Annotated in this window: 23 protein-coding genes and 6 pseudogenes; 15 read left to right on the top strand and 14 right to left on the bottom strand. The window is 49.1% G+C overall.

Annotated elements, in window-relative coordinates:
* Positions 1 to 112 precede the first annotated feature (112 nt).
* The gene (gene rraA / locus KQP84_RS22400) at positions 113 to 598 is read left to right on the top strand and encodes a ribonuclease E activity regulator RraA (RefSeq protein WP_215848179.1); all 486 of its coding nucleotides are present in this window, start codon (positions 113 to 115) and stop codon (positions 596 to 598) included.
* A gap of 54 nt (positions 599 to 652) precedes the next feature.
* On the opposite strand, the gene zapB is transcribed toward rraA, so the two are convergent.
* The gene (gene zapB, locus KQP84_RS22395) at positions 653 to 892 is read right to left on the bottom strand and encodes a cell division protein ZapB (RefSeq protein ID WP_193406104.1); all 240 of its coding nucleotides are present in this window, start codon (positions 890 to 892) and stop codon (positions 653 to 655) included.
* A gap of 407 nt (positions 893 to 1,299) precedes the next feature.
* Here zapB and KQP84_RS22390 point away from each other — a divergent pair.
* From KQP84_RS22390 to glpX, 3 genes and pseudogenes are all read left to right on the top strand, one after another.
* Positions 1,300 to 2,153, top strand: a pseudogene (locus tag KQP84_RS22390) (MIP/aquaporin family protein).
* A 29-nt stretch (positions 2,154 to 2,182) separates the two neighbouring features.
* Positions 2,183 to 3,696, top strand: a pseudogene (gene glpK / locus KQP84_RS22385) (glycerol kinase GlpK).
* A gap of 92 nt (positions 3,697 to 3,788) precedes the next feature.
* Positions 3,789 to 4,799 (top strand): class II fructose-bisphosphatase, encoded by a 1,011-nt coding sequence (gene glpX / locus KQP84_RS22380; RefSeq protein ID WP_215848178.1) that lies wholly within the window; start codon positions 3,789 to 3,791, stop codon positions 4,797 to 4,799.
* Here glpX and emrD read toward each other — a convergent pair.
* The gene (gene emrD, locus KQP84_RS22375) at positions 4,789 to 5,982 is read right to left on the bottom strand and encodes a multidrug efflux MFS transporter EmrD (RefSeq protein WP_279234075.1); all 1,194 of its coding nucleotides are present in this window, start codon (positions 5,980 to 5,982) and stop codon (positions 4,789 to 4,791) included. The two genes, glpX and emrD, sit on opposite strands and share 11 nt — an antisense overlap.
* 269 nt (positions 5,983 to 6,251) lie before the next feature.
* Here emrD and fpr point away from each other — a divergent pair.
* Positions 6,252 to 6,997: pseudogene (fpr, locus tag KQP84_RS22370) on the top strand (ferredoxin--NADP(+) reductase).
* On the opposite strand, the gene KQP84_RS22365 reads toward fpr, so the two are convergent.
* A complete protein-coding gene (locus KQP84_RS22365; protein ID WP_215848177.1) occupies positions 6,988 to 7,422 on the bottom strand; it encodes a DUF805 domain-containing protein in 435 nt (144 codons plus the stop codon). The pseudogene fpr and the gene KQP84_RS22365 sit on opposite strands and share 10 nt — an antisense overlap.
* Positions 7,423 to 7,523: 101 nt before the next feature.
* Here KQP84_RS22365 and KQP84_RS22360 point away from each other — a divergent pair, with 101 nt between their 5' ends.
* Both KQP84_RS22360 and tpiA read left to right on the top strand, forming a co-directional pair.
* A complete protein-coding gene (locus KQP84_RS22360; RefSeq protein ID WP_215848176.1) occupies positions 7,524 to 8,114 on the top strand; it encodes a YiiQ family protein in 591 nt (196 codons plus the stop codon).
* Positions 8,115 to 8,233: 119 nt separating this feature from the next.
* Positions 8,234 to 9,001: a triose-phosphate isomerase gene (gene tpiA, locus KQP84_RS22355; RefSeq protein ID WP_215848175.1), complete on the top strand. Its 768-nt coding sequence runs from the start codon at positions 8,234 to 8,236 to the stop codon at positions 8,999 to 9,001.
* A gap of 20 nt (positions 9,002 to 9,021) precedes the next feature.
* On the opposite strand, the gene KQP84_RS22350 is transcribed toward tpiA, so the two are convergent.
* The 6 genes and pseudogenes from KQP84_RS22350 to cpxP all read right to left on the bottom strand — a co-directional run bounded on the left by KQP84_RS22350 (position 9,022) and on the right by cpxP (position 14,507).
* On the bottom strand, positions 9,022 to 9,795 hold the full coding sequence (locus KQP84_RS22350; protein ID WP_215848174.1) for a CDP-diacylglycerol diphosphatase: 774 nt from the start codon (positions 9,793 to 9,795) through the stop codon (positions 9,022 to 9,024).
* Between the two features lie 126 nt (positions 9,796 to 9,921).
* Complete coding sequence (locus KQP84_RS22345; RefSeq protein ID WP_215848173.1) at positions 9,922 to 10,914, bottom strand: sulfate ABC transporter substrate-binding protein; 993 nt, start codon at positions 10,912 to 10,914, stop codon at positions 9,922 to 9,924.
* A gap of 142 nt (positions 10,915 to 11,056) precedes the next feature.
* A pseudogene (gene pfkA / locus KQP84_RS22340) lies at positions 11,057 to 12,018 on the bottom strand (6-phosphofructokinase).
* Between the two features lie 207 nt (positions 12,019 to 12,225).
* Positions 12,226 to 13,127 (bottom strand): annotated as a pseudogene (fieF, locus tag KQP84_RS22335) (CDF family cation-efflux transporter FieF).
* A 259-nt stretch (positions 13,128 to 13,386) separates the two neighbouring features.
* A complete protein-coding gene (locus KQP84_RS22330; RefSeq protein WP_215848172.1) occupies positions 13,387 to 13,548 on the bottom strand; it encodes a con-10 family general stress protein in 162 nt (53 codons plus the stop codon).
* Between the two features lie 449 nt (positions 13,549 to 13,997).
* Entirely contained in the window at positions 13,998 to 14,507 is a 510-nt protein-coding gene (gene cpxP / locus KQP84_RS22325) for a cell-envelope stress modulator CpxP (RefSeq protein ID WP_215848171.1), read from the bottom strand.
* A gap of 148 nt (positions 14,508 to 14,655) precedes the next feature.
* Here cpxP and cpxR point away from each other — a divergent pair, with 148 nt between their 5' ends.
* Genes cpxR through trmL form a run of 3 tightly spaced genes read left to right on the top strand, consistent with a single transcriptional unit; the run spans position 14,656 to position 17,239 of the window.
* Positions 14,656 to 15,354 (top strand): envelope stress response regulator transcription factor CpxR, encoded by a 699-nt coding sequence (cpxR, locus tag KQP84_RS22320; protein WP_215848170.1) that lies wholly within the window; start codon positions 14,656 to 14,658, stop codon positions 15,352 to 15,354.
* On the top strand, positions 15,351 to 16,730 hold the full coding sequence (cpxA, locus tag KQP84_RS22315) for an envelope stress sensor histidine kinase CpxA (protein WP_215848169.1): 1,380 nt from the start codon (positions 15,351 to 15,353) through the stop codon (positions 16,728 to 16,730). The genes cpxR and cpxA overlap by 4 nt, the downstream gene beginning before the upstream one ends.
* Positions 16,731 to 16,765: 35 nt before the next feature.
* Positions 16,766 to 17,239, top strand: a complete 474-nt coding sequence (trmL, locus tag KQP84_RS22310) for a tRNA (uridine(34)/cytosine(34)/5-carboxymethylaminomethyluridine(34)-2'-O)-methyltransferase TrmL (protein ID WP_215848168.1) — start codon at positions 16,766 to 16,768, stop codon at positions 17,237 to 17,239.
* On the opposite strand, the gene cysE is transcribed toward trmL, so the two are convergent.
* The 5 genes from cysE to KQP84_RS22285 form a co-directional block, all read right to left on the bottom strand.
* Positions 17,236 to 18,057 carry a serine O-acetyltransferase gene (gene cysE / locus KQP84_RS22305; RefSeq protein ID WP_215848167.1) on the bottom strand — a complete coding sequence of 274 codons (822 nt, stop codon included), beginning with the start codon at positions 18,055 to 18,057 and terminating at the stop codon, positions 17,236 to 17,238. The two genes, trmL and cysE, sit on opposite strands and share 4 nt — an antisense overlap.
* 67 nt (positions 18,058 to 18,124) lie before the next feature.
* Positions 18,125 to 19,141 (bottom strand): NAD(P)H-dependent glycerol-3-phosphate dehydrogenase, encoded by a 1,017-nt coding sequence (gene gpsA / locus KQP84_RS22300; RefSeq protein ID WP_215848166.1) that lies wholly within the window; start codon positions 19,139 to 19,141, stop codon positions 18,125 to 18,127.
* On the bottom strand, positions 19,141 to 19,611 hold the full coding sequence (secB, locus tag KQP84_RS22295) for a protein-export chaperone SecB (RefSeq protein WP_215848165.1): 471 nt from the start codon (positions 19,609 to 19,611) through the stop codon (positions 19,141 to 19,143). The genes gpsA and secB overlap by 1 nt, the downstream gene beginning before the upstream one ends.
* 37 nt (positions 19,612 to 19,648) lie before the next feature.
* Positions 19,649 to 19,903, bottom strand: a complete 255-nt coding sequence (gene grxC, locus KQP84_RS22290) for a glutaredoxin 3 (protein WP_215848164.1) — start codon at positions 19,901 to 19,903, stop codon at positions 19,649 to 19,651.
* A gap of 19 nt (positions 19,904 to 19,922) precedes the next feature.
* Positions 19,923 to 20,354, bottom strand: coding sequence for a rhodanese-like domain-containing protein (locus KQP84_RS22285; protein ID WP_215848163.1), 432 nt, complete (start codon positions 20,352 to 20,354; stop codon positions 19,923 to 19,925).
* A gap of 251 nt (positions 20,355 to 20,605) precedes the next feature.
* Here KQP84_RS22285 and envC point away from each other — a divergent pair, with 251 nt between their 5' ends.
* The 5 genes and pseudogenes from envC to KQP84_RS22260 all read left to right on the top strand — a co-directional run bounded on the left by envC (position 20,606) and on the right by KQP84_RS22260 (position 26,431).
* A complete protein-coding gene (envC, locus tag KQP84_RS22280) occupies positions 20,606 to 21,907 on the top strand; it encodes a murein hydrolase activator EnvC (protein ID WP_215848162.1) in 1,302 nt (433 codons plus the stop codon).
* A 3-nt stretch (positions 21,908 to 21,910) separates the two neighbouring features.
* Positions 21,911 to 22,821 (top strand): annotated as a pseudogene (locus tag KQP84_RS22275) (divergent polysaccharide deacetylase family protein).
* Between the two features lie 213 nt (positions 22,822 to 23,034).
* Complete coding sequence (locus tag KQP84_RS22270) at positions 23,035 to 24,156, top strand: glycosyltransferase family 9 protein (protein ID WP_215848161.1); 1,122 nt, start codon at positions 23,035 to 23,037, stop codon at positions 24,154 to 24,156.
* 2 nt (positions 24,157 to 24,158) lie between these two features.
* On the top strand, positions 24,159 to 25,400 hold the full coding sequence (locus KQP84_RS22265; RefSeq protein ID WP_215848160.1) for an O-antigen ligase family protein: 1,242 nt from the start codon (positions 24,159 to 24,161) through the stop codon (positions 25,398 to 25,400).
* A 104-nt stretch (positions 25,401 to 25,504) separates the two neighbouring features.
* Entirely contained in the window at positions 25,505 to 26,431 is a 927-nt protein-coding gene (locus tag KQP84_RS22260) for a glycosyltransferase family 2 protein (RefSeq protein ID WP_215848159.1), read from the top strand.

The following is a 26,431-nucleotide window of genomic DNA, read 5'->3' as shown; positions in this document are numbered from 1 at the left end:
GCTTTTTCTGCATACTGCTGATGCATCGCCCTTTTCATCCGGTGATGATTTTGCCAACAATCCGTAGAAAGCGATATACTTACCGCTCCTGTGGCAAACAGACGAAACCCTTATGAAATACGATACATCTGAACTCTGCGACATCTACCATGAAGAAGTGAATGTTGTTGAACCGCTTTTTTCAAACTTTGGTGGGCGCACCTCATTCGGTGGTCAGATTACCACAGTGAAATGTTTTGAAGACAACGGCTTGCTTTACGATCTGTTGGAAGAAAATGGTCGCGGTCGTGTGCTGTTGATAGACGGCGGCGGCTCAGTACGTCGCGCCTTAGTCGATGCGCAACTGGCGCGTTTAGCGGCGCAAAACGAGTGGGAAGGCATCGTGATTTACGGTTCGGTTCGCCAGGTTGATGAGCTGGAAGAACTGGAGATTGGCATTCAGGCTATTGCTGCGATTCCAGCAGGTGCGGCGGGAGAAGGCGTTGGCGAAAGCGATGTGCGCGTCAATTTTGGTGGCGTGACCTTCTTTTCTGGCGACCATCTCTATGCTGATAACACCGGTATCATTCTTTCCGAAGATCCGCTGGATATAGAATAAATCCAGAAACGAAAACGGGTGCCAGCGGCACCCGTTTTACGTATCAGCGGAGGTTTAAACCTCTTCCATTTTTCCCAGCAGCGCGCGCAGGCGTTCTTGCCAGACATGCTGCTCCTCTTTCAGATGCTGATTTTCGCGCACCAGCGCATCTTGATTGCCAGCAGCTTGCTGCGCATCGTTACGCAGGTTGTTGTTCTGCTCTTTCAGCTCTTCGATTTCCATCTGCAGCAGAGTGATGGTATCAATCGCCTGCTGTACTTTCGCTTCCAGTTTCTCAAAAACTTCAAATGACATCTTTCTGACCTCTCCTAAATCTTGCAAGGCGTTGATGATGCCAGCTTAAGCACAGAATGCTTCAGCCAGCAACGATGTTTCGATTGTATGTAGCCTCACCGCGCAAGTCCAGCAGCGCTGCCTTTTACGGCGCAGTCTGTAACACTTTTCAGCTTAACCCTAAGAATCGTGCCGTTTCGTCTTTGCGCGATCGCGCTCACCATTCCAGAACGCGCATATGATGATTAAGGAAAGCAAAAATACGCGAAAACGCGCATTTTTATGACACAGCACACAAAAATCGATTTCGCTATTTCTCGTTTATGTTCGTTAACGATAAATTTACAACAGCCCTACAATAGAGCTGGGTGACTCATGGATTGAGAACAAAAACTGATAAAATTTAACCTCGCTTCAGGAACAACATTATGAGTCAAACAACTAACACGCTCAAAGGTCAGTGTATTGCCGAGTTTATCGGAACCGGGTTAATCATTTTTTTGGTGCAGGCTGTGTGGCAGCGCTAAAACTCGCCGGTGCCGAGTTCGGTCAGTGGGAAATTTGTATCATCTGGGGTTTAGGCGTTTCCATGGCAGCGTATCTCACTGCTGGCGTATCTGGTGCGCATCTAAATCCTGCTATCACTATCGCACTTTGCCTGTTTGCTAATTTTGAAGGACGTAAAGTGGTGCCCTACATCGTGGCGCAGATCGCTGGCGCTTTCTGCGCAGCAGCGCTGGTGTACGGCTTGTACTACAACCTGTTCTTAGATTATGAATCTAGCCACCAGATGGTGCGCGGCACAGTTGAAAGCCTGGATTTAGCCGGCATTTTCTCAACCTACCCAAATCCGCATATCAGCGTGGGTCAGGCATTTTTGGTTGAGATGGTGATTACGGCGGTATTGATGGCAGTAATCATGGGCCTCACCGATGACGGTAACGGCCTGCCACGCGGTCCATTGGCTCCTCTGCTGATTGGCCTTCTGGTTGCTATTATTGGTGGCGCGATGGGTCCATTAACCGGTTTCGCCTTAAACCCGGCACGTGATTTCGGACCGAAGCTCTTCGCTTGGTTAGCAGGCTGGGGTAACGTGGCCTTTACCGGCGGTCGTGATATTCCTTATTTCCTCGTGCCGATTTTTGGCCCGATTGTAGGTGCTTGTTTGGGTGCTTTTGGTTATCGCGCTCTGATTGGCCGCCATTTGCCTGGCGCAGTACAAGAACCTGCCAGCACAACAACAGAAAAACCGGTCGCACGCGCTCAGCAGCGTAAAGCGTAAGTTTCACCTTTATCATCAGGAAAGAATTTATGACTACTACCACCGATAAAAAATACATTGTCGCGCTCGATCAGGGCACAACCAGTTCTCGTGCCGTCGTTCTGGATCACGACTCTAATATTGTGGCGGTATCTCAGCGCGAATTTACTCAGATCTACCCGAAAGCGGGCTGGGTTGAGCATGACCCAATGGATATCTGGGCCTCACAAAGCTCAACGCTGGTGGAAGTGCTGGCACATGCAGACATTCGCTCTGACGAAATCGCGGCAATTGGTATCACTAACCAGCGTGAAACCGCCATCGTCTGGGATAAAGAAACCGGTAAGCCGATTTATAATGCCATCGTTTGGCAAGATCCCCGCACTGCGGATTATTGTCACAAGCTAAAGAAAGAGGGACTGGAAGAGTATATCCAGCACACCACCGGTTTGGTGATTAACCCTTACTTCTCCGGCACTAAAGTGAAGTGGATTCTGGATCATGTAGAAGGCTCACGTGAACGTGCGAAACGCGGTGAACTGCTGTTTGGTACGGTTGATACCTGGCTGGTATGGAAAATGACGCAAGGACGGGTGCATATCACTGATTACACCAACGCCTCACGTACGATGATGTTCAACATCCATAAGCTGGAGTGGGATCAGCGCATGCTGGATATTCTCGATATTCCGCGTGAGATGCTGCCAGAGGTTAAATCCTCTTCTGAAGTTTACGGCCAGACCAACATCGGTGGTAAAGGCGGTACACGTATTCCAATCGCCGGTATTGCAGGTGACCAGCAAGCAGCGCTTTACGGCCAGCTGTGCGTGCAACCTGGCATGGCAAAAAATACTTACGGCACCGGCTGCTTCATGCTGATGAACACCGGCACCGAAGCAGTGACCTCAACGCATGGTTTGTTGACGACCATCGCTTGCGGTCCACGTGGCGAAGTTAACTATGCGCTGGAAGGTGCAGTATTCATTGGTGGTGCGGCGATTCAGTGGCTGCGTGACGAGATGAAGCTGATCAGCGATGCCGCTGACTCTGAATACTTTGCAATGAAAGTCAAAGACAGTAATGGCGTTTATATGGTGCCAGCCTTCACCGGTTTGGGTGCACCGTATTGGGACCCGTATGCACGCGGCGCATTGTTTGGCCTGACGCGTGGTGCTAATGCCAACCACATCATTCGCGCGACGCTGGAATCGATCGCTTACCAAACGCGTGATGTGCTGGAAGCGATGCAGAACGATGCCAACACCCGCCTGCAGGCGCTGCGTGTCGATGGTGGCGCTGTTTCAAATAACTTCCTGATGCAGTTCCAGTCCGACATTCTCGGCACGCGTGTTGAGCGTCCAGAAGTGCGTGAAGTGACTGCGCTGGGTTCTGCTTATCTGGCAGGTCTGGCCGTCGGCTTCTGGAAAGACCTGGAGGAAGTGCGCGCCAAATCAGTGATTGAGCGTGAATTCCGTCCAAGCCTTGAAACCACCGAGCGTAACTTCCGTTATGCCGGTTGGAAAAAGCCGTTGCTCGCGCGCAAGCGTGGGAAGAACAAGAGTAATGCTGTCAGCCCGCGACGCGTGTCGCGGGCCTTTTTCCCGCCCTCTCCCCGCTGTGCTACACTGCTCGCCTGTTTTTTGTCAGGTGCATGCCATGAAACGAGAACTTGCCATTGAATTTTCCCGCGTAACCGAAGCTGCCGCCTTAGCGGGATACAGCTGGTTAGGCCGCGGCGATAAAAATGCTGCCGACGGCGCAGCTGTCCACGCAATGCGTCACGTGTTAAACACCATCAATATCGACGGCCAGATTGTGATCGGCGAAGGTGAAATCGACGAAGCACCGATGCTCTATATCGGAGAAAAAGTGGGAACCGGCAGCGGCGACGCGGTGGATATTGCCGTCGATCCGATTGAAGGCACCCGCATGACCGCAATGGGCCAAGCCAATGCGCTCGCCGTGCTGGCCGTGGGCGACAAGGGCAGCTTTTTGCATGCGCCAGACATGTACATGGAGAAGTTGATTGTCGGCCCAGCGGCGCGAGGTCATATCAATCTCGACCTGCCTTTGGAAACCAATTTACGCAACATCGCCGCCGCGATGAACAAACCACTCGAACAATTAACCGTGTCAATTTTGGCCAAGCCGCGCCACGATGACGTGATTAAGCAGCTACAACAACTTGGTGTGCGGGTGTTTACTTTCCCGGATGGCGATGTTGCCGCGTCAATTTTAACCTGCATGCCAGACAGCGAAGTGGACGTGATGTACGGCATCGGCGGCGCGCCTGAAGGTGTGGTGTCGGCAGCGGTGATTCGTGCCTTGGATGGTGATATGCAAGGACGGCTGTTAGCCCGTCATCAGGTCAAAGGTGATAACGAACAAAACCGTTTGATTGGCGAGCAAGAGTTAAAACGCTGCGCTGAAATGAAGATTGAAGCGGGCAAGCTGCTAACGCTGGATGCGATGGCGCGTAATGACAACGTCATTTTTGCCGCCACCGGCATCACCAGCGGCGATTTGCTCAAGGGCATTACGCGCCAGGGCAATATCGCCACCAGTGAAACCTTATTGATTCGCGGTAAATCGCGCACCATTCGCCGCATCCAGTCTATTCACTATCTCGATCGCAAAGATCCGGCGCTGCATCAATTTATCCTGTAACCGGCTGGTTGCTGCTCTCCGGCTGACGCGAGAGTGGCAACCAACACAGCAGCATCACCAGCGCAGTGAAAAACATCAACATGCCAATGCTGAACTGATCGCGCTGCGGCATCAACGCTGACAGCCACGCCACCAGCCCAGCCCCTAAATTCTGTAAACCGCCAATCAATGCGCCTGCGCTGCCCGCCAGCCATGCATAAGGTTCCATTGCGCCTGATGTCGCCAACGGGAACAGCATACCCGCGCCGAAGAAGAATAGCGCCGCAGGCACCAGCAGCGTCCAGATGTTCATCACGCCAAACCAAGCAGGAATCCACATCAGAATGCCCGCCAGTAAACAGCTATTCACACCACACCACATCAGGCTGTGCCATGAACGCTGTTCACGCCCGGCAAACCACGCACCAAAGAAAGCCGCAGGAATAGGCAGAATAAATAGGATGCTGACGGTTAAGCTGCTCAGCCCCAACACACCGCCAAGCAATACGCCGCAGCTGGCTTCAAACACGGCAATGCCTGCCAGCGCGCCAATCAACAGAATGATGTAGCGCACGAAGTGGGTGTCGCTCAGCAAGCGGCTATAGCGCTTTAGAAAGGGTGTCACTTCGGCGCTGTAGGGCCGGGTTTCTGGCAACCAACGCGCCATCGCGCTGGTGACTGCCAGGCACAGTAACAGTAAAAAGGCGAAACAGGCATGCCAGCCAAACAGCTGCGTTAACATGGCGCCGATCACGGGTGCCAACAGCGGGCTGACCAAAATGCCCATATTCAGCAGGCTATTTGCCTGGCGCAGCGCCTGACCTGAATAGAGATCGCGCGGCATGGTACGCGCCATCACGCCCGCCACGCCGGTTCCCATGCCCTGAATCGCGCTGCCCAGCACCAGAACGCTGAGCGAAGGGGCAAACATGGCGGTTAATGCGCCGATCATAAAGATCATCATACCGACAAGGATCACCGGGCGGCGACCAACACTGTCAGACAGCGGGCCGTAGATCAGCTGCGATCCGCCGTAGGTAATTAAATAAGCTGCCATGACGCGTTGCATCGTGCCATCGCGCACGTTTAACGCTTCCGCCATGCTGGCCATCGCCGGAACATAAATGGTTTGTGCCATCTGCCCTACCGCGACCAATACAATCAACATCACCAGTAATCGGCGATTTTCTAATTTATTCATCATTATTGTGTGAAAGGTTTATCTAGAGATTAAGGATAAAGCAGCCGTAAAAAAGGCTGATACAGGTTAATGCCGGGCAAAATATCAGGATTGTGTGACAAAGCGAGAGGCGAGGCAAAAGCGTTAAACTTGCGTGCGTCAAGTTTATGCACCAGCTTGTAAAGGTGGCGCAACAGTTTGTCGATTAGAGCCTTTGACCGGGAACAGGGTAGAAATATCAGCGTCAGGTAGCGAAGATATTCGTCAGCCTGAAAAACAACCAAGGAGTGAATATGGCCGAGTGGGTCAATGCGCAAGTAAAAGAAGTAAAAAACTGGACCGATGCGCTGTTCAGCCTTCGAGTACAGGCACCGATTGATCGATTTACCGCAGGTCAGTTTGCCAAGCTGGCGCTGGAAATTGATGGAGAACGCGTGCAGCGCGCTTATTCCTATGTCAATGCGCCAAGCGATCCTTTGCTGGAGTTCTATCTGGTTACAGTGCCGGAAGGTAAGTTGAGTCCGCACCTGTTCGCACTGCGTCCCGGCGATCAGCTTATGATCACAAAAGAAGCCGCTGGCTTCTTTGTGTTGGATGAAGTGCCGGAATGTAAAACGTTATGGATGCTGGCGACGGGCACCGCGATTGGACCTTATCTGTCGATTTTGCAGGAGGGCGAAGGGCTCGATCGCTTTGATAATATTGTGCTGGTGCATGCGGCCCGCTATGCCGCCGACCTGAGTTTTCTCCCCTGATGCAGCAATTGCAGCAAACCTACAACGGCAAACTGCATATCCAAACCGTGGTAAGCCGCGAAGAGATTGCCGGCTCACTCAACGGCCGCGTACCCGCGCTTATCGAAAGCGGCGAGCTGGAACGCGCGGTAGGATTAACGCTGGATGCCGAAACCAGCCACGTTATGCTGTGCGGCAATCCACAAATGGTACGTGATACGCAGCAACTGCTGAAAGATACGCGCGGCATGCGTAAGCATCTCAAGCGCAAGCCGGGGCATATGACCAGCGAACATTACTGGTAAGTGGCAGGCTTATAACGTACCGGCAGCGCAGCGGCACCGAAGCGATTTTTACCGGCGGTGCCGCGAAACAGGCCCAGATCGAGCAACAGCCCAACAAAAATGATGAAAGGAATGGCGCGCCCCACCAGCCACGGCAGTACGCCATCAAGCATGCTCCAGTTCCCCGCCACCAGCATCCACGCGACGATCACCAGAAATGCCCAATAGCCAGGACGATTGCGATCGTGAAGGCGTTTTACCAGCACCGCACTGGCGGGCCAAAGCAGACAAACCACGCCAAACGCGGCCATCTGCGTATCAAGTAAATCATTCCCGGCGAGAACAAATAACAATGTGGTGGTTAACAGCCAAACAGCCTGCCAGATCCAAAAGTCACGCCGTCCTAATCGTCCACGATACGAGAAACACCATTGTTGTAATGTCATGCTTTATCACCCAGAAATAAATTTAATCTGCCGTGCTTTTTGACCTTGCGGATAAAAACCGGTCTAATTTGGGGCTGAGTTTACTGGTTAGGGTCGACAAAATGAAGAATTTGCCTGGCGCACTGTTGTTGAGTCTTGCGCTGACGGTTCCGGCATTTGCCGCCGATCCACAACCGTTGGATCGGGCTGAACATATGCCCGCCGCGCCTTATCTTTTATCTGGCGCGCCTACCTTTGATATGACTATCGGCCAGTTTCGCGAAAAATATAACACTACTAATCCTGAACTCCCGCTGCTGGAGTATCGTGCCATTGATAACCGGGACGATAAAAGCAATCTGACGCGTGCCGCCAGTAAGATCAGCGAAACACTGTACGCTTCTACTGCGCTGGAACCGGGAACCGGGAAGATCAAAACCCTGCAAATTACCTGGTTGCCGCTGCCCGGACCGGATCAGAACGCATCACAAACCAAAGCCATGGATTATATGACGGCGATGTTGCGCTTTTTTGTTCCAGGTTTAACGCCTGAAGAAGGACGTAAAAAACTGACAGAATTATTGAGCGACGGCAAAGGTTCACACTACTTTGCCCACAACGAAGGCGCGCTGCGCTTTGTCGTCTCTGACAGCGGCGATAAAGGGCTCACCTTCGCCATCGAACCGGTGAAACTAACGCTCGCCAACCCTTGATCGGGCAGGCAAAAATGACGAAAAGCAAAGCTATCAACACATTTGATCTCTATACTGTCTGGCAGACAACGCTGCCTGCTGGCAGTGCTATTTCATGAACGCGTTATGCGGAGGATAGAATGCGACATCCACTGGTTATGGGTAACTGGAAGTTGAATGGTAGCAAGCAGATGACCGCCGAATTGATCGAAGGTCTGCGCAAAGAACTGTCTGGCGTTGAAGGTTGTGGTGTAGCCATTGCGCCACCGACGATTTACCTCGATCAGGCAAAACATGCCATCTCCGGTAGCCACATTGCTCTGGGTGCTCAGAACGTGGACGTAAATCTGTCTGGCGCATTCACCGGTGAAGTTTCAGCGGACATGCTGAAAGACATCGGCGCGAAATACATCATCATCGGTCACTCTGAGCGTCGTACGTACCACAAAGAGAGCGACGAGTTCATCGCGAAGAAATATGCAGTGCTAAAAGCCGCGGGCTTGATCCCTGTTCTGTGCATTGGCGAAACCGAAGCAGAAAACGAAGCCGGTAAAACCGAAGAAGTTTGCGCACGTCAGATCGACGCCGTGCTGGAAACTCAGGGCGCCGAAGCCTTTAAAGATGCCGTTATCGCTTATGAACCTGTTTGGGCTATCGGTACTGGCAAATCTGCTACACCAGCACAGGCACAGGCCGTTCATAAATTCATTCGCGACCATATCGCGAAGAAAGATGCCGCGATTGCTGAACAAGTGATCATTCAGTACGGCGGTTCTGTTAACGACAAAAATGCGGCAGAACTCTTTACTCAGCCAGACATCGATGGTGCGCTGGTTGGCGGCGCTTCACTGAAAGCCGATGCTTTCACCGTGATCGTCAAAGCCGCTGCAGCAGCGAAAAACGCGTAATACCCGATGAGAGGCGGCGGCTACGTCGCCTTTTTTATTGGCCGCAATAATTTACAACTGTGATCCTGCAACTCTTCCGCCGAACCACTGTTCAATAATAGCCAGTTGCGCTCAAGCGCCATCAGCACCAATCGTCCATCTGCTAAGCTCGCCAGCGCCAGACCATATTTCCCCATTTCATGCCGAGCATTCGGAACCTCCGCTGCCAACTGCATAAAAGCGCTCTGCTGCGCCAGTTCTGCGGTTGTCAGCGTACGCAGTAAATAGCGATGGCTATGTAGCGTCTCTGTTTGCCATTCGCTGTTTAACCTGGGAGCCAGCGCGTTGAGACGCTGTCGCACATCTGGCCGTAAACAGGAGATATGAATATGCAGCTGGTTTTGCGTGCGTCCATATTCAGCGTTAATTGCCAACGATAAGGTGTTGTCAGTAATCGGTGCGGCATAACGTTGTGCTAATAAATGGCGTTGAGCCCAGGCAAAAGAAAAATAGTTTGGCGTGGTGGGATTAAGCAGTTGTGGACTTTCAATACCGGTGATTTTCGCTAAAGGGATAAGCAAGTATTGCAGCGGGCCATTGCGATCTTTCAGCATTGCATAGCCTTGAGCGAGTTCAACGCGTTCACAAGGTTTGGGCTGCCCTGTTTGCTGCAATTGTGGTACACACTTTTCGCTGACGATTTGCCACAAGGCATCGGAATTTTTCTTGAAGTGAAAAGCCGCAATGAGTATTGCCGTAATCACTAGCGCGAGCAAACATGTAATCAGACTAAAGGCATGACGGCTTCCCTGCATAGCAAGGTTTCCTCTTTTCTCCACCAGTCCGCATCCTCGCCTGCTGGCGTGTTAATGTCACGCTTAAAACAAAAAACCCCTACTCGCAGAACTTCCGCTTTCGGGGTTTAACTGAACTAACAGACGTTATTCAGGCTTCATCACCTGATCGTAAGTACCGCCGTCAGTGAAATGCGTTTTCTGTGCTTTTGTCCAGCCACCAAACTTGTCGTCGATAGTGAAAAGTTTCACTGGAGCAAAGCTGCTGGCAAATTTCTTCGCAACTTCAGCATCGCGTGGGCGGTAATAATTCTGCGCCGCGATGGTCTGGCCTTCTGGGGAATAGAGATACTTCAAATATTCATCAGCGACTTTGCGCGTATCTTTCTCATCAACCACTTTGTCGACGACCGATACAGTAGGTTCTGCCAGAATTGACTCGCTTGGCGTGACGATCTCAAACTTATCTTTGCCCAGTTTGTTTACCGCCAGATAAGCTTCGTTTTCCCAGGCAATCAGAACATCGCCAATGCCACGTTCTACGAAGGTGTTAGTGGCGCCACGCGCACCTGAATCCTGCACTTCAACGTTCTTAAACAAGGCTCTTACGTACGCTAACGCTTTAGCCTGATCGCCATTATTGTGATCTAATGCCCAACCCCATGCAGCCAGATAGTTCCAGCGTGCACCGCCTGATGTTTTCGGGTTTGGCGTGATAACAGAAACGCCCGGTTTGATCAGGTCGTTCCAGTCATGAATACCTTTTGGATTGTCTTTACGCACCAAAAATACAATGGTGGACGTGTAAGGCGCAGAATTATCGGGTAGACGCTTGATCCAGTTTTTATCGATGCGGCCACGCTCAGCAATTGCATCCACATCAGATTGCAGCGCCAGCGTGACGACATCAGCACGAATACCATTGATCACTGACGTGGCTTGCTTGCCTGAACCGCCATGCGATTGACGGACAACCACGTTGTCACCCGTTTCCTGTTTGTAGTGCGCACTGAATGCTTTGTTGTACTGTTCGTACAATTCACGCGTTGGATCGTAGGAAACGTTTAATAACTGAATATCCTTCGCCAATACGCTGGTAGAAGCCAGCAAAAGGGTAAAACCAATACTCCACTTGTTCATTGCGCACTCTCCCAATATCGTTATGAGATAAGCGTGACATAAACCATTCCAGAGCTAAAAGAATTAAAAACCAGCTGATATAACTTAGGGGAATATAAGGCGAGGATGACAGGGCGCACTCTAACAGCGCGCCCTGAAAAAGTTAGTAAAGCTGTTTAGCGGTATCTAACCAGTCACGTTTGAAGGGACGCTTCATATTTTCAATGGCATCGATAATGTCATGATGCACCATTTTTCATTCTGAATGCCCACGCAACGGCCACCATATCCCTGCATCAGCAGTTCAATGGAAAAAGCGCCCATACGTGACGCCAGAATGCGGTCATAAGCACAAGGTGCGCCGCCACGCTGAATATGGCCAAGCACAGTGGAGCGCGTTTCACGCTTGGTTTCCGTTTCAATGAAGCGCGCCAGATCGTCGATATCACAGATGTGCTCGGTGATCGCAACAATGGCATGTTTCTTACCTTTCGCGATGCCCGCTTTAATTTCCGCTACCAACTCTTCACGCGTGTACGGAATTTCAGGCAATACGATGAATTCACAACCGCCAGCAATAGAAGCCGCAAGTGTCAGATCGCCGCAATGGCGTCCCATGACTTCTACAATCGAAATGCGCTGGTGCGACGAAGAGGTATCACGTAAGCGGTCAATTGCTTCTACAACAGTTTCCAACGCGGTGAAATAACCGATCGTGTAATCGGTACCGGCAACATCGTTATCGATAGTGCCTGGCAAACCGATGCAGGGAAAACCCATTTCAGTCAGGCGTTTTGCGCCCATATAAGAACCGTCACCGCCGATCACCACTAACGCATCAATGCCGCGCTTTTTCATGTTTTCGATGGCAATTTGGCGAACTTCGTCGTTACGGAATTCCGGGAAACGCGCCGACCCCAAGAAGGTGCCGCCACGGTTGATCATGTCAGAGACGCTGTAGCGGTCAAGATTGATCATCCGATCTTCATACAAACCCAAATAGCCGTCATAGATACCAAAAACTTCCAGTCCTTCACTCAGCGCGGAGCGAACAACGCCGCGAATGGCTGCGTTCATGCCTGGAGCGTCGCCGCCGCTGGTTAATACACCAATTTTTTTGATCATGACAACCTCTGGATTGTTCAAAACTAAGGGTTAATCCTGCCTGTCGAGCGCCGGTAAGCTAAATTTTTCGATAAGCGCGACACGTGATGGCAGATAGTATATCAAAGGCTTGCTGCTGAATTGATTCAGGTCAGACAAGTTTTCACTAATTTTTGCAGCATTGTTAGCGTCACGTCATTTTCTTTCGTACTAAGTTGATTATTTTAGTTAAAACCCGAAAGAATCCTGGCGCTCGAACGGTACCACAGAACAAGGATCCTGATGGATTATTACGTCAGAACCGGGAAATTCCTTCAGTAAGGCTTTTTCAACTTGATCAGCAACGCGGTGCGCCTGCACTAACGGCAGCTGATCTTCCAACTCCAGATGCAGTTGAATAAATTTAGTCGGCCCGGATTGGCGCGTGCGTAAATCGTGTACACCCTGAACGCCAGGCCAATGTGTGGCGATGGCCAGAATCTGCTGTCTTTCTTCCTCCGGTAAAGCACGATCAAGCAGTGCCTGAACGGCATCATTCGCCATACGCAAGGCGCTATAAAGGATGAAAACACCAATCCCCAAGGCAAAGAGTGCATCGGCCCGAACAAAACCGTAGCTGCTCAACACCAAGGCCACCAGAATTGCGCCATTCATAATCACATCAGATTGATAATGAAGCATATCGGCGCGAATTGCCTGGCTACGTGTTTTACGTACTACCCAACGCTGGAAAGCGACCAACGTTAAGGTTGAGAACAGTGCAACAACCGTGACAACAATACCGACGATAGGCGCGCGCATGACATTGGGTGAGGCAAGATGTTGCAGGCCAGTAAGGAACAAAAAAGTGCGGAGCCGGAGATAAACATGCTTTGTGCCAGCGCTGCTAGCGATTCCGCTTTGCCGTGACCAAAGGTGTGATTGGCATCTGCAGGTTGTAACGCATAACGCACCACCAGCAAATTAGTCAGTGATGCAGCAATATCCACCAGCGAATCGACTAAGGCAGCCAACAGGCTTACAGAACCGGTGTACCACCATGCAAATATCTTCACAATCAATAAGATGGTCGCAAGAATAGTAGCTGACAATGCTGCGCGTTTAACTAATCGAGCATAGGTGGGTTGCATATCAGGCTCCATGTGCGCGCCAATGAAGGCGTGTACCCAAACTGGGACAATCGCTCAAGTTTAACACTCGTGCTGCCGCTACGCATGAAACCGGCTTAAGCAGATGAAAATGGCTGAGATAAAGAAGAGGAAGTGGTTCTTTGAAAAACGTGGATAAAACATGCCCCGGCCAGGGAAGAGGTCGGGGCTGATTGCTTACTTTCATAAGCGCCAAATTAAAGTGCAGATTTGGCAAGGTCAGGTCTAACGACGAGCGTGACTATTTGCTTTTGCCGCCTTTTTTCCCTGCCTCGGAGGCTTTTTCGCGATCGTTTTTAAAGTTACCGCCGCCACCGCTGCTCTGACCGCCTTTTTTGCCAGCTTCAGATGCTTTCTGTGGATTCTCTGCGAAATTACCTGAACCACCACGATGCTCTGCCATAATTTACTCCGTTAATAGATTCATTTTGGAATACATGATGTGGTTGATGCTCTCCGTTATCCCGGGGTATATCGCCTTCCTTGCTGCAACGGAATTAAGTATAGAAGATGAGCACTGCGCCGCAAGCGCAGCGAGGGAATGTTAAATCACTGTATTTATTACATAAAAAAGTTAGCGATAGCAACTAACTCATTACTTATTAACGGCTTAAAATTTCAGAGAATAGTTGGTATTAATTTTTACGCTTTATTGAAATATAAAAAGACAGCAAAAAAGCGAACCGCCAAAGCAATGTTAATAAGGTGAATTTGCGCACGGCTTATCAGGAGCGTTAAGTAAGTTATTTCGCCAGGTAAGAGAGTTATGGCAAAAATTAAGCAAAAAAACCCCGCCATCATGGCGGGGAAGACAGGGATGGTGTCTATGGCAAGGAAAACAGGGATACTATGTTACTGGTTACTGCCGGTACTACTCACTGCTTGCAGCGATGACGCTGACTGCAAATTCGATAACTCGCGCATTTCGCTAAGCCGACGTTGATAATTCTTCTGTAACGTCGCTTGCTGAGCAGGTGTGAGCAAGTGATACATTTGGTTGCGTACTCGTGCCATTTCGACCTGCTGTTCAATCTGAACTTGGGCGATTTTTTCCGCTTTTTCACGGATGGCCGCTTCGTTAAACTTATCTGCAGTCACCAAGTCATGCATGGCTGCAACATCATCAATACTTATCGCCGGACGTTCATGTCGAGCCTGTTGCATCAGGTCACGCATCTGTTGCCGTTGTTGTTCAGTCAACTCGATGCCATCGAACATGTGGCTTTGCGGATTTTGCGTCATACTGCCTGTCGTCAATCCGCTGTGATGCATCTCGTCAATCGTCGTGGTGTCTGCTGCTCCTGCGCTGGCGTGATAAATAACCAACGCTGAGGCAAGGACAACGACGGTTACTTTGCGCATCGTTTACTCCAGTTCGTTCCGTTTTGCGATTCAACGAGAGCCAGTGTACGGCGAAAGCTGCAAACATCCGTCAGGGGGTGTAAAACTACGTAAAGCGATGGATTGGTGCTGTAGGAACACGGTATTTTGCCTGCGGAGGGCTACAAAAATGAATAAAATCCTGTTGGTAGATGATGACCGCGAATTAACTTCGCTTTTAAAAGAACTGTTGGAAATGGAAGGGTTTGAAGTGGTCGTGGCCAGCGATGGTGAACAAGCGCTGAACGTGCTCGATAACTCAATTGATTTACTTTTGCTCGATGTCATGATGCCGAAGAAGAACGGCATCGACACCTTAAAAGAACTGCGTCAGCAATATCAAACACCCGTGATCATGTTGACCGCACGCGGCAGCGAGTTAGATCGGGTGCTGGGCCTGGAATTAGGTGCGGACGATTACTTACCGAAGCCGTTTAACGATCGTGAGCTGGTTGCGCGTATTCGTGCCATCCTGCGCCGTTCCAACTGGAGCGAACAGCAGCAACAGCATGACAACAGTTCACCGACGTTAGAGGTAGATTGCCTGCGTTTGAATCCGGGTCGTCAGGAGGCCAGCTTCGATGATGAGACGCTGGATCTCACCGGCACAGAGTTCACCCTGCTCTATCTTTTGGCACAACATCTTGGTCAAGTTGTTTCACGTGAGCATCTGAGCCAGGAAGTGCTGGGTAAGCGCTTAACGCCGTTTGACCGTGCCATTGATATGCATATCTCTAACTTACGTCGCAAACTGCCTGAGCGCCGCGATGGGCATCCTTGGTTTAAAACTTTACGGGGACGCGGCTATCTGATGGTTTCGGCATCATGATTGGAAGTTTGACCACCCGCATCTTCGCCATTTTCTGGTTAACGCTGGCATTGGTGTTGATGCTGGTGTTAATGGTGCCCAAGCTGGATTCGCGTCAGATGACCTCGCTAATGGAAAGTGAACAGCGGCAAGGCTTGATGATAGAACAGCATGTGGAAGTCGAATTATCACAAGATCCCCCTAATGATCTGATGTGGTGGCGTCGACTCTTCCGCGCGATAGAGAAATGGGCACCACCGGGTCAACGCCTGGTGCTGGTTACCAGCGAAGGCCGGGTGATTGGTGCGCAACACAACGAAATGCAGGTGATTCGTAATTTTATCGGGCAATCCGATAATGCCGATCATCCGCAGAAGAAGAAGTATGGTCGTGTAGAGCTTGTGGGACCCTTCGCCGTGCATGATGGTGAAGATAACTACCAGCTCTATATGATTCGTCCTGCTACCAGTTCCCAGCTCGACTTTGTGAACCTGCTCTTTGACCGCCCGCTCTTGTTATTGATTGTCACTATGCTGATCAGCTCGCCGCTGTTGCTGTGGCTGGCGTGGAGCCTGGCGCGTCCGGCGCGTAAATTAAAATACGCAGCAGATGAGGTAGCAAGTGGCAATTTGCGTCAGCATCCGGAACTGGAATCTGGTCCGCAAGAATTTCTGGCAGCGGGCTCCAGCTTCAACCAAATGATCAGCGCGCTTGAGCGCATGATGAACGGTCAGCAACGCTTACTCTCAGATATTAGCCATGAGTTACGTACACCGCTTACCCGTCTACAACTGGCGACAGCGTTATTGCGCCGCCGTCATGGCGAAGGTAAAGAGTTGCAACGTATAGAAACGGAAGCTCAGCGTCTGGACGGCATGATTAACGACTTACTGGTGCTGTCGCGTACTCAGCACAAAAATGCATTAATCAGTGAAGCGATGAAAGCCAATCATCTGTGGAATGGCGTGTTGGAAGATGCCAAATTTGAAGCAGAACAAATGGGCAAAAAATTAGATATTCCTTATCCACCTGGCCCATGGCCGCTTTATGGCAATCCACATGCGTTGGAAAGCGCGCTTGAGAACATCGTACGTAACGCATTGCGTTACTCTAATTCTCAGATCAGCGTGAGCTTCTCGGTGGATATATCAGGGATTACTGTTCACGTTGATGATGATGGCCCTGGCGTGAGCGCAGAAGATCGCGAACAGATTTTCCGTCCGTTCTATCGCACTGATGAAGCACGCGACCGTGAATCGGGTGGAACCGGTTTAGGCTTAGCCATCGTTGATACCGCTATCCAGCAACATCACGGTTGGGTAAAAGCTGATGACAGCCCGCTGGGCGGCTTACGACTGACAATGTGGTTACCGCTCTACTCCTCTGCTCGTCAATAATTTGCTATGCTTCGGCCCTCGTTATCGGGGGCCTTATGCTAAACATTGTTTTATTTGAACCAGAAATCCCACCTAATACCGGCAATATCATCCGCCTTTGTGCAAACACAGGCTTCCAGTTGCATTTGATTGAACCCTTGGGTTTTACCTGGGATGACAAACGACTGCGCCGTGCCGGACTCGACTATCACGAATTTACCGCTATCAAGAAGCACGCCGATTATCAGGCGTTTTTAGCCAGTGAAAGTCCTGAGCGACTGTTTGCCTTAACGACCAAAGGAACGCCTGCACACAGCGCTGTGGCGTATCAGAAGGGAGATTACTTGCTCTTCGGCCCTGAAAGCCGTGGCTTGCCCGCTGGAATTTTGGATGCCCTGCCCGCACAGCATAAAATCCGCATTCCTATGATGGCAGAAAGCCGCAGCATGAATTTGTCGAACGCAGTGTCGGTGGTGGTATACGAAGCGTGGCGCCAACTCGATTATGCTGGCGCGCTGATTAAAGGCTAAATGCCGTCGCCAAACTGGAAGCCCGCCAGACTGCCATTGAAGTGCTGATCCATATCCATTGATGGTTTTTCACTGCCGGGCTTACCAACGATGCGTGCAGGCACGCCTGCTGCGGTGGTATGTGGCGGAACGGGCTGCAACACCACAGAACCGGCACCAATTTTTGCGCCACGTCCGATTTCGATATTGCCAAGGATTTTCGCGCCAGCACCAATCATCACCCCTTCACGAATTTTGGGATGGCGATCGCCGCTGGTTTTACCGGTTCCCCCAAGCGTGACTGATTGCAGAATCGACACATCGTTCTCAATCACTGCCGTTTCACCAATCACAATACCGGTCGCATGATCGAGCATGATGCCGTGGCCAATATTTGCTGCTGGATGGATATCTACCGCGAATGAGACTGAAACTTCATTCTGCAAATAAACCGCTAGCGCACGTCGTCCCTCTTTCCACAGCCAATGACCGATGCGATAAGCCTGCAAAGCGTGGAAGCCTTTGAGATAGAGCAGCGGCGTGGAGTATTTGTCTACGGCTGGATCGCGCTGACGCACCGCCTGAATATCGTAAGCCGCAGAAGTAATCATTGAAGGATCTTCGCGATAAGCTTCTTCAACGATTTCACGGATAGCGATTGCTGGCATGATGGGGTTAGACAATTTATTTGCCAGCATGTAGCTCAGCGCGCTGCCGAGATTCTCATGCTTAAGCAATGTCGCATGGTAAAAGCTGGCCAGCATGGGCTCACAATCAGCCAATGCACGCGCTTCTGCTTTGATATTATTCCAGACCAGTTCTAACTCATCAGACGACATTGCTGTTTTCTCCCGATAAAAAAAGCGCCTGAATTGGCGCTACAGGTGATTACGCTTCGCTCCCTGCTTAGCTGCTGCTGTTTTCGTCCTTCCTTGTACGCCCCAGCAGACTCAATGCTGCATCCCGCGCCGGTTTTTCGCAATATAGCACCTGATAAATCTGCTCAGTTATCGGCATTTCTACACCAACACGAGCTGCTAACGCTTTGACTTCCTTAGTGTTTCTGTATCCTTCTACAACTTGTCCGATAATGCGTTGCGCACTGTCAACATCCTCGCCTTGCCCCAGCATCATGCCAAAACGACGGTTACGTGACTGATTATCGGTACAGGTCAGCACAAGATCGCCTAATCCTGCCATTCCCATGAAGGTGGTAGGATCAGCGCCCAATGCCGCTCCCAGGCGGCTCATTTCTGCCAACCCGCGAGTGATTAAGGCCGTACGCGCATTGGCACCAAAGCCGATACCATCAGAAATACCTGCACCAATCGCGATAACGTTTTTCACTGCGCCGCCCAACTGGACGCCAATGAAATCAGGATTGTTATAGACGCGGAAGCTTTTGCCGCAATGCAGCTTTTGCTGCAAATCTTCAGCGAATTGCGCATCGGTAGAGGCCAACGCAATCGCCGTAGGCAATCCTGCCGCCAGTTCTTTTGCAAATGTTGGACCCGAAATCACCGCCAGCGGAATCGCATCGCCCAATATCTCGCGTGCTACATCTTGCAGTAAACGCCCGGTTTCCTTTTCCAAACCTTTGGTCGCCCAGACGATTCGAGAATCATCACGCAAATGCGGTTTGATTTGCGTGAGCACGTCGCCAAAAACATGGCTCGGCACCACGACTAATAGATCGCGACTGGCAGCAATGGTTTTTACCAGATCGGGTTCAAGCGCAAGAAAGTCAGGAAAAGGCACATCGGGCAGGAAAGCGGTGTTACAGCGGTCAGATTGGAGTTGCGCCAGATGCGCAGGGTTGTGTCCCCACAACAATACCGGATGGCCGTTGCGGGCCAGGGTAATCGCCAAAGCGGTGCCGTACGAGCCGGCACCGATGACGCTAATCGAAGCGTTATTTGTCATCAGGCATCCTGATGTGGTTCAGCGCCTTCTTCACCTTGTTGCTGCTGCAGATAGTTCATGAACAGCGCATCAAAGTTAACCGGCGCCAGGTTAAGCTGCGGGAAAGTACCACGTGAAACCAGGCTGGTGATGCATTCACGGGCATATGGGAACAGGATGTTCGGGCAGTATGCGCCCAGACAATGTGCCATCTGTGACCCATCAATGCCGCTGATAGTGAAAATACCGGCCTGCTGAACTTCGCACAGGAAAGCCGTTTCTTCACCTACGGTTGCGGTCACGGTCACACGCAGCACCACTTCATAAACTTCGTCAGCCAGTTGTGAAGATGCAGTGTCCAGATCCAATTTTACGTCCGGTTCCCACTCTTTCTGGAAAACCTGCGGCGCATTTGGCGCTTCAAAAGAGATATCTTTGGTGTAAACGCGTTGAATCTGGAATTGCATTTCGTTGGTGTTGTGTTCTGACATGTAACTAAGTCCTGTGAGTTAGAATGTTCAGCGTAAACTACGCCTGCAGTAACGGATCTAAACCTTCGCGGAAATCGAGCGCGATAAGGTCGTCGCAGCCGCCAATGTGCTGCGCATCAATAAAAATCTGAGGAACGGTGGTGCGGCCGCTGCGTTTGATCATCTCTTCACGTTTCGCCATGTCCCCATCAATGGGAATCTCCTGGTACGTTACGCCTTTTTGACTTAACAGCGCCTTTGCCCGGTGGCAATAAGGACAGGTTGTTTTGGTGTAAATCTCGATGTTCGCCATGGTGTGCACCTCAGTAAGTTTATTTACCGCGTACTAACGGCAGATTTTCGCCGCTCCAGCCGCTTACGCCATCTTTCAATACAGTAACCTGCGTAAAACCCGCAGCACTCAGGTGTGCAGCAGAATCAGCAGCACTTTGTCCTGTCGCACACACCACAATTATGGGTTGCGCTTTATGCTTTTCTAGTTCACCTAAATTGCCTTTTTTGAGCTCAGCCGCTGCCACGTTCACTGCGCCTGAAATGTGTCCCCTGCGATAATCATCGCGCGAACGCACGTCTACAACTACCGCGTCCTCTTTGTTAATCAGGCGGGTTGCTTCACCGCGGCTGATAGTTTTTACCTTAGAGAACATTCCTTTAACGGTAGTCACAATCACCAGAACGAGTAAAACGACCCATGCCAGACTCAGGATGGGGTGATTGCTTGCAAACTGCATAATTTCTTGCATGAGGGGTAACGACTCCAGACCGGGCTAATAAGCTAAAACAAGGGTTCTGAGTATACCTGCGCCACTTCGCATGTACAGACGCTAAGCGGTCAGAGTTAATATTTGTGCATCATTTTCCAAAAAAATCGCCGAATGGCAAAAATGACGTAACGCTTATGCCGGGTTTGGTCTAAAACAGACATGTTTGGAAAAGCAAATGCTGGTCCGGCGCACTGGTAAGCGGCTGTTCATCGTGGAATAATCATTGGCCTATGAAGGGAAAAACAACCGTTTTACACACAAGGACCCGTCACAACGGAGATAACCTGCCGTTGTTAACACACTTGTCCACCCTCTCCTTCAGCCTGCTTTGCGCGGGCGCGCTGTTGTTGCCCGTTACCGCACAAAGTGCTGACGATAATAAATCGCAACTGCAATCTATTCAGCAAAATATTGCTGAAAAAGAAAAAATCGTCAAAGCGCAAAAAGTGCAGCGCAGTAAGTTGCTCGATCAGTTACAAAGCCAGGAAAAGGTGATTGCTCAGGCCAGTCGTCAACTGCGTGAAACACGCAATAGCCTCTCTGCTTTGAATAACGAAATCACTCAACTCGCCGCCTCAATTACGCGTCTGGAAAAGCAACAACAGCAGCAAGAAACGCTGTTATCTCAACAGCTGGATGCCGCCTTTCGACAAGGCCAGCACAATGGCGTGCAACTCCTGCTAAGTGGAGAAGAGAGCCAACGCAACGAGCGCATTTTGGCTTATTTTGGCTATCTCAACGATGCCCGCCAACAGAGCATTGAGGAGCTGCAAAAGACCCGTCAGGATCTGGATCAGCAACGCAACGCGCTACAGCAAAAGCAGCAACAGCAAAAGTCACTGCTCGCACAGCAGCAGAGTCAACAAGATAAACTTCAACAAGCGAGTACTGCGCGTAAGAAAACCTTGAGCGCGCTGGAAAATTCGCTGGAGAAAGATCAAGCTGACCTGGTTGAAATGCGCCAGAACGAAAGCCGTCTGCAAGACAAAATCGCCAAAGCTGAACGTGAAGCTCGTGAACGAGCGGCACGAGAAGCGCGTGAGGCAGAGAAAGTGCGCCAGCGTCAGGCGCAGGCTAAATCGAAAGGTTCCAACTACCAACCCACACAGAGCGAACGCGAGCTGATGGCGCGCACCGGCGGTTTAGGGCGTGCCGGTGGACAAGCATTGTGGCCTGTTCGTGGCCGCGTAGAACACCGCTTCGGTGAGCAACTGCAAGGTGAACTGCGCTGGAAAGGGCTGGTTATCGACGCACCGGAAGGAACGGAAGTCAAAGCCATCGCTGATGGCCGTGTTTTGATGGCTGACTGGCTGCAAGGTTATGGGCTTGTGGTGGTCATTGAGCATGGTAAAGGCGATATGAGTCTTTATGGCTACAACCAGAGTGCGCTTGTGAGTGTGGGTGCTCAAGTGAAGGCAGGACAGCCTGTCGCTTTAGTGGGCACCAGCGGCGGCCGCGGCACGCCATCGCTCTATTTTGAAATCCGACGTCAAGGAAAGGCCGTCAACCCACTCCCGTGGTTAGGAAAATAAGTTTTGCTTCAACTCCGAAAACTCCCCGCTATTGTGAGCGGTTTATTGCTTAGCTGCGTCGCACACGCAGGCAAACTTGCCATTGTCATTGATGACTTTGGCTATCGTCCTGCCGAAGAGAAAAAGTGTTGCAGATGCCGCCCGAGATTTCAGTAGCGGTGCTGCCTAACGCGCCGCATGCGCGCGACATGGCAACGAAAGCGCACCAAAGTGGTCATGAAGTTTTGATTCACCTGCCGATGGCACCGCTGAGTAAGCAGCCACTGGAAAAAGATACGTTAACACCAGAGATGAGCAGCACCGAAATTGAGCGAATCATTCGCAACGCGGTGAATAACGTGCCTTATGCGGTGGGGCTGAATAACCATATGGGCAGCAAAATGACCTCCAGCCTGTTTGGTATGCAGAAAGTGATGCAGACGCTTAACCACTACAATTTTTACTTTCTCGACAGCATGACGATTGCTAACAGCCAATCCATACCGGCCGCGCAAGGCACCAAGGTTCGCGTGCTGAAGCGCCGTGTTTTCCTGGATGACAGCCAGGATATTACTGCCATACGGCAGCAATTTAGTCGCGCAGTAAAGCTGGCGCAGCGCGATGGCTACGCCATTGCGATAGGCCATCCACATCCCAATACGGTGCGGGTTTTACAGCAGATGCTACCCACCTTACCTGCAGATATCACGCTTGTTCGCCCAAGCCAGTTATTGAATGAACCACTGCACAGTGGCACGCCTTCACAAGGTAACAAGCCGCCGATCACCAAGCCCGTGCAACCTCATTTCCAACCGCCAGGCTTGTGCAAAATTAAGCAGCCGCTAGCGCCTGTTCCGGCCACACGTGCATTAAGCGTGGTGGGAGAAAGCATCAATCAAAGTGAATTTACCAAAATCGTAAAAGCACTTTTTTAGTCTTGAGATCGCTTATCTAGAGGCAGGATGAAAAGGGATTTTCATCATCGGCCTTGTCAAACGCCGATGCATTAGGCATTTTTAGTCGTCTCAACGCCTCATTTTTAGCGACATCAGGCGCCCGCTTGTAAAAATCACTTCATGCGGAAACAAATAACCGACATGACAGTCCAATAAGTTTTGGAATTATTAAGTTAAAAATGAGTCATTTTTATGCGTAAAATCTGGAAAGCGAAGTTGCTGGATAAGGTCATCAAAAGTTACCTTTTTCTGTCACGCAAGCGCGTTGAAACTTCGCTTAACGCTGAAGCGTTAAGCCCCAAGCATATCTTGATCTTTTCGACGACCGCTTTGGGCGATTTTCTCTTTAATACACCTGCGATCAGAGCCGTAAGAAAACGTTTTCCTGATGCTCAAATCACGCTGGTTGTGCATGAAAAATATGCAGACTTTCTTAAAGAAGGCAACGATTGGAATAAGTTAGTATTCTGGAATAACAAAGCTATTACTATTTCTCGCGTGCTTCGTTCACTGAAAGGTGAACCTCCCATTGATATAGCCTTGCTGCTGCATTCACATGAACCCTATGATTATTTATGCGCCATTCTTGCCGGTTCGCGTTTAATTCTAAAGGATAATTATCGGGATGATATAGCGTTGCGTGATAAATGGTTGGCAGATTATACCATTGCTTTCAAAGGTCATGTGATTGAGAGAAAACTCAAGCTTGTTGAAGGTTTGGGCTGTGATGTTTCTGATATAACAATGAAACTGCCTTTTTCTGTAGAGAATAAAACAGCAAATATCCATCCTGTTATTGGCTTTCAACTTGGCGCATCAACACCAGAGAGGTGTTGGGCGCCAGAAAATTTTTCTCAATTGGCCGTTTTATTGCTCAAACAATTTCAATATTTGACGCTGGTACTGATTGGCGGTCCAGGCGATAAAGGCCGGGCTGAGACCTTTTTACGGTTATTACCCGCTAATCTACATGCGCGTATCGTTAATGAAGTTGGAGACACCAGCTTACCTCAATTATGTCGGATAATTAATAACATGGATTTACTCGTAACGGGAGATACTGGCCCATTACATATTGCTGTTACGCTTAATACTCCGACGCTGGGTTTATTTGTCACGGCTAATCCCTATGCAACCGGAGCATTTCAAAATCCTGATCTGCATCATTTAATCTATATTAGTCGCAAAAAATCTCATGCTGATCTGGCACATGTAATGGATGTCATTAAACCAGAGCGCGTAGCAGAAACGGCAGAATTTATACTTAATAAGATTAGAGCAGAAACTTTACCAGAGGCAAAAGTACACGAATGATCTTGAATTCGACAACTGAAGATAAATTAAGATGGATTTTTAATTCATCACTTATTATTGTTTGTTTTTCTATATTATTTACATTTTATGATTTAAAATTTGCTCGCATTGCGTTCTTTATCACATCTTATTTGACGATTATTGGGCTTTGTTTCAGAAAGTTCACATTAACCAAGTCTGAGAAATTATTTATTTCAGCGCTTTTCCTATTGGGATTGAGCAAAGTTTTATGGTTTGCCATCGAATACATCGGTCAAGACGACTTCGATATCTACAATTCTTATCTGGCAAGCGGGAAAAGACTAATGATTGCTGCGGTAATCGCACTTTTCTTCCTTGGACATAAAAGGTTTTTAACGCCAAAAAATATTAAAAGCATAAAATATGGATTGCTCATTTCCTTTATAACTGCTTCGGTCGTTGGGATTTGGCAGGTCATGCACAATATCCCCCGCGTTGATTTCTTCCAAAGCAGGGCAACAGGTGCTGCTTATATGTATAGTGCGCTGGCTTCTGCTGTTATTTTCATTTTCTTGCAAGATGCTCAACGTCGCTTTCACTATTTTTCAATATTCGTGATTTTTATTGTTGCGTACTTAGTTTTGTTCGCAACCGGCACTCGAAATACGATGGTGAGTTTTCCCGTCACTTTATTGCTCATTGGTTTACTTAAATTCCGTCATTTAGGTTGGAAAAGCTTCGTACTGACATTATGCACCATCACGCTATTGATTGGCGCAAGTTATACTAAAGTTATTAAGCCTCGTATTGATGCAACCTATCAGGAATATCAAATTTTTGAGCAATCTCAGGGCAATGATATGGGTTCACTGACAACACGTCTCGCCATGTGGAAAGTGGGTATTCAGTGTTTTTCTTCCAATTTTTTTGGTATGAGCCAGCAGGAACGCAAACAATGGTTTCAAAATTACGTCGATAATACCCAACGTGATAAATCTTCTCTCGCTTATGTAGATGTGCACCTTCATAACGAAGTGATTGAAACGGCAAGTCTACAAGGCATATTAGGCGTAATCGTTTTATTATTTTATTATTTTATTAACATCATGGTGAGTTGGCGCTACCACAATCCGGCGCTTTTATCTGTAATGATACTTATTCTTATTACTGGATTGACTGATGTGATCTTTATAAGTCGCGATCAAACGATATTTTTCCCAGTTATCATGCTTCTGACTATACTTTGGCAGGGTGAAAGGAAGCGATTGAATAAATCGCTTTAAGGCATAGACCTTACATCTTAATGATAAATAAGAAGATGTAAGGTAAACCTACATATCGTAAAGAAGATACTGCTTTCTTAAAGAGTGTTCAATTTGGTGTAATAATGAAGAAAAAGATTTTGTCTGTTGTGGTAACAGCTCATAATTTGCAAAATTATATCATGCAAAATATGGAGAGTGTTTTCCATTCATTAGCCGATAAAATTTCACATTGTGAAATTATCATGATCGATGATGCTTCAACCGATCAGACAAGCGTGCTTTTGCAAGATGTCGCCAGTAAAAATAACCATTGCTTTTATTACAGGACAGAATTTAAAAACATCGGTAAAGTGAGAAACTTTGCTGTCAGTCTCTGTAATGGTAAATATATTACCATGGTTGATGGTGATGACCTTTTATACAGCAACGCTCTCGCCCAATTAGTTTCTTTTATTGAGCAGAATGAATTTGATATATTGGTAACTCCATTGCAAGAAGTCCGAGGAATGCCCCCTGCGCTTTCTGGTTGGAAATGGCAGTCGCCCAAAAAACTTGAATCCGATGTCGCTATTCGCGAATTTTTGGTGCACAAGAAATTCCAAGGTCATTTTATTGGAAAAATAATAAAGAAAACGCTGCTAGAGGCTTATCCTTTCCCCGAATTCACTTGTTATGAAGATATTGCTCTTCTTCCGACTTTGCTCAGTAAATCAGAAAAAACTCTCTATAATGAAGCACCTTTTTATCTCTATATTAAATATGCGCATAGCCTATCTAATAAATTAACCTGTGCGAAGGTGAATTTAAGGGCGCAAGCATTGACCATAATGGATGCTGAGCTTGGGGATAAGTGGCGTTATTTAACCGCCTCTCACATTATACAATTACTGTATAAGCACAATGATCAATTGTCTGATGCAAACAGAAATAGAATGAATGATATATTATGCAAGACGCCATTATTTAAGTTTTTTATCAGCCCGTTAATTAAATTGAGTATCAAAAAAATATATTATTTTGAAGTGCAAATAATTATCCCCAGCTCATAA

Origin of the sequence: Candidatus Pantoea bituminis (genome assembly GCF_018842675.1) — a bacterium.
Lineage (GTDB): Bacteria > Pseudomonadota > Gammaproteobacteria > Enterobacterales > Enterobacteriaceae > Pantoea > Pantoea phytostimulans.
Note: the sequence above shows the minus strand (reverse complement) of the source record. Positions and strands in the feature narration are given on the sequence as shown.

What these genes read in the sequence shown, in the direction of transcription:
- rraA (WP_215848179.1), top strand. Translation starts at nt 113, where the DNA reads ATGAAATACGATACATCTGAACTCTGCGACATCTACCATGAAGAAGTG.
- zapB (WP_193406104.1), bottom strand. Translation starts at nt 892, where the DNA reads ATGTCATTTGAAGTTTTTGAGAAACTGGAAGCGAAAGTACAGCAGGCG.
- glpX (WP_215848178.1), top strand. Translation starts at nt 3,789, where the DNA reads ATGAAACGAGAACTTGCCATTGAATTTTCCCGCGTAACCGAAGCTGCC.
- emrD (WP_279234075.1), bottom strand. Translation starts at nt 5,982, where the DNA reads ATGATGAATAAATTAGAAAATCGCCGATTACTGGTGATGTTGATTGTA.
- KQP84_RS22365 (WP_215848177.1), bottom strand. Translation starts at nt 7,422, where the DNA reads ATGACATTACAACAATGGTGTTTCTCGTATCGTGGACGATTAGGACGG.
- KQP84_RS22360 (WP_215848176.1), top strand. Translation starts at nt 7,524, where the DNA reads ATGAAGAATTTGCCTGGCGCACTGTTGTTGAGTCTTGCGCTGACGGTT.
- tpiA (WP_215848175.1), top strand. Translation starts at nt 8,234, where the DNA reads ATGCGACATCCACTGGTTATGGGTAACTGGAAGTTGAATGGTAGCAAG.
- KQP84_RS22350 (WP_215848174.1), bottom strand. Translation starts at nt 9,795, where the DNA reads ATGCAGGGAAGCCGTCATGCCTTTAGTCTGATTACATGTTTGCTCGCG.
- KQP84_RS22345 (WP_215848173.1), bottom strand. Translation starts at nt 10,914, where the DNA reads ATGAACAAGTGGAGTATTGGTTTTACCCTTTTGCTGGCTTCTACCAGC.
- KQP84_RS22330 (WP_215848172.1), bottom strand. Translation starts at nt 13,548, where the DNA reads ATGGCAGAGCATCGTGGTGGTTCAGGTAATTTCGCAGAGAATCCACAG.
- cpxP (WP_215848171.1), bottom strand. Translation starts at nt 14,507, where the DNA reads ATGCGCAAAGTAACCGTCGTTGTCCTTGCCTCAGCGTTGGTTATTTAT.
- cpxR (WP_215848170.1), top strand. Translation starts at nt 14,656, where the DNA reads ATGAATAAAATCCTGTTGGTAGATGATGACCGCGAATTAACTTCGCTT.
- cpxA (WP_215848169.1), top strand. Translation starts at nt 15,351, where the DNA reads ATGATTGGAAGTTTGACCACCCGCATCTTCGCCATTTTCTGGTTAACG.
- trmL (WP_215848168.1), top strand. Translation starts at nt 16,766, where the DNA reads ATGCTAAACATTGTTTTATTTGAACCAGAAATCCCACCTAATACCGGC.
- cysE (WP_215848167.1), bottom strand. Translation starts at nt 18,057, where the DNA reads ATGTCGTCTGATGAGTTAGAACTGGTCTGGAATAATATCAAAGCAGAA.
- gpsA (WP_215848166.1), bottom strand. Translation starts at nt 19,141, where the DNA reads ATGACAAATAACGCTTCGATTAGCGTCATCGGTGCCGGCTCGTACGGC.
- secB (WP_215848165.1), bottom strand. Translation starts at nt 19,611, where the DNA reads ATGTCAGAACACAACACCAACGAAATGCAATTCCAGATTCAACGCGTT.
- grxC (WP_215848164.1), bottom strand. Translation starts at nt 19,903, where the DNA reads ATGGCGAACATCGAGATTTACACCAAAACAACCTGTCCTTATTGCCAC.
- KQP84_RS22285 (WP_215848163.1), bottom strand. Translation starts at nt 20,354, where the DNA reads ATGCAAGAAATTATGCAGTTTGCAAGCAATCACCCCATCCTGAGTCTG.
- envC (WP_215848162.1), top strand. Translation starts at nt 20,606, where the DNA reads ATGAAGGGAAAAACAACCGTTTTACACACAAGGACCCGTCACAACGGA.
- KQP84_RS22270 (WP_215848161.1), top strand. Translation starts at nt 23,035, where the DNA reads ATGCGTAAAATCTGGAAAGCGAAGTTGCTGGATAAGGTCATCAAAAGT.
- KQP84_RS22260 (WP_215848159.1), top strand. Translation starts at nt 25,505, where the DNA reads ATGAAGAAAAAGATTTTGTCTGTTGTGGTAACAGCTCATAATTTGCAA.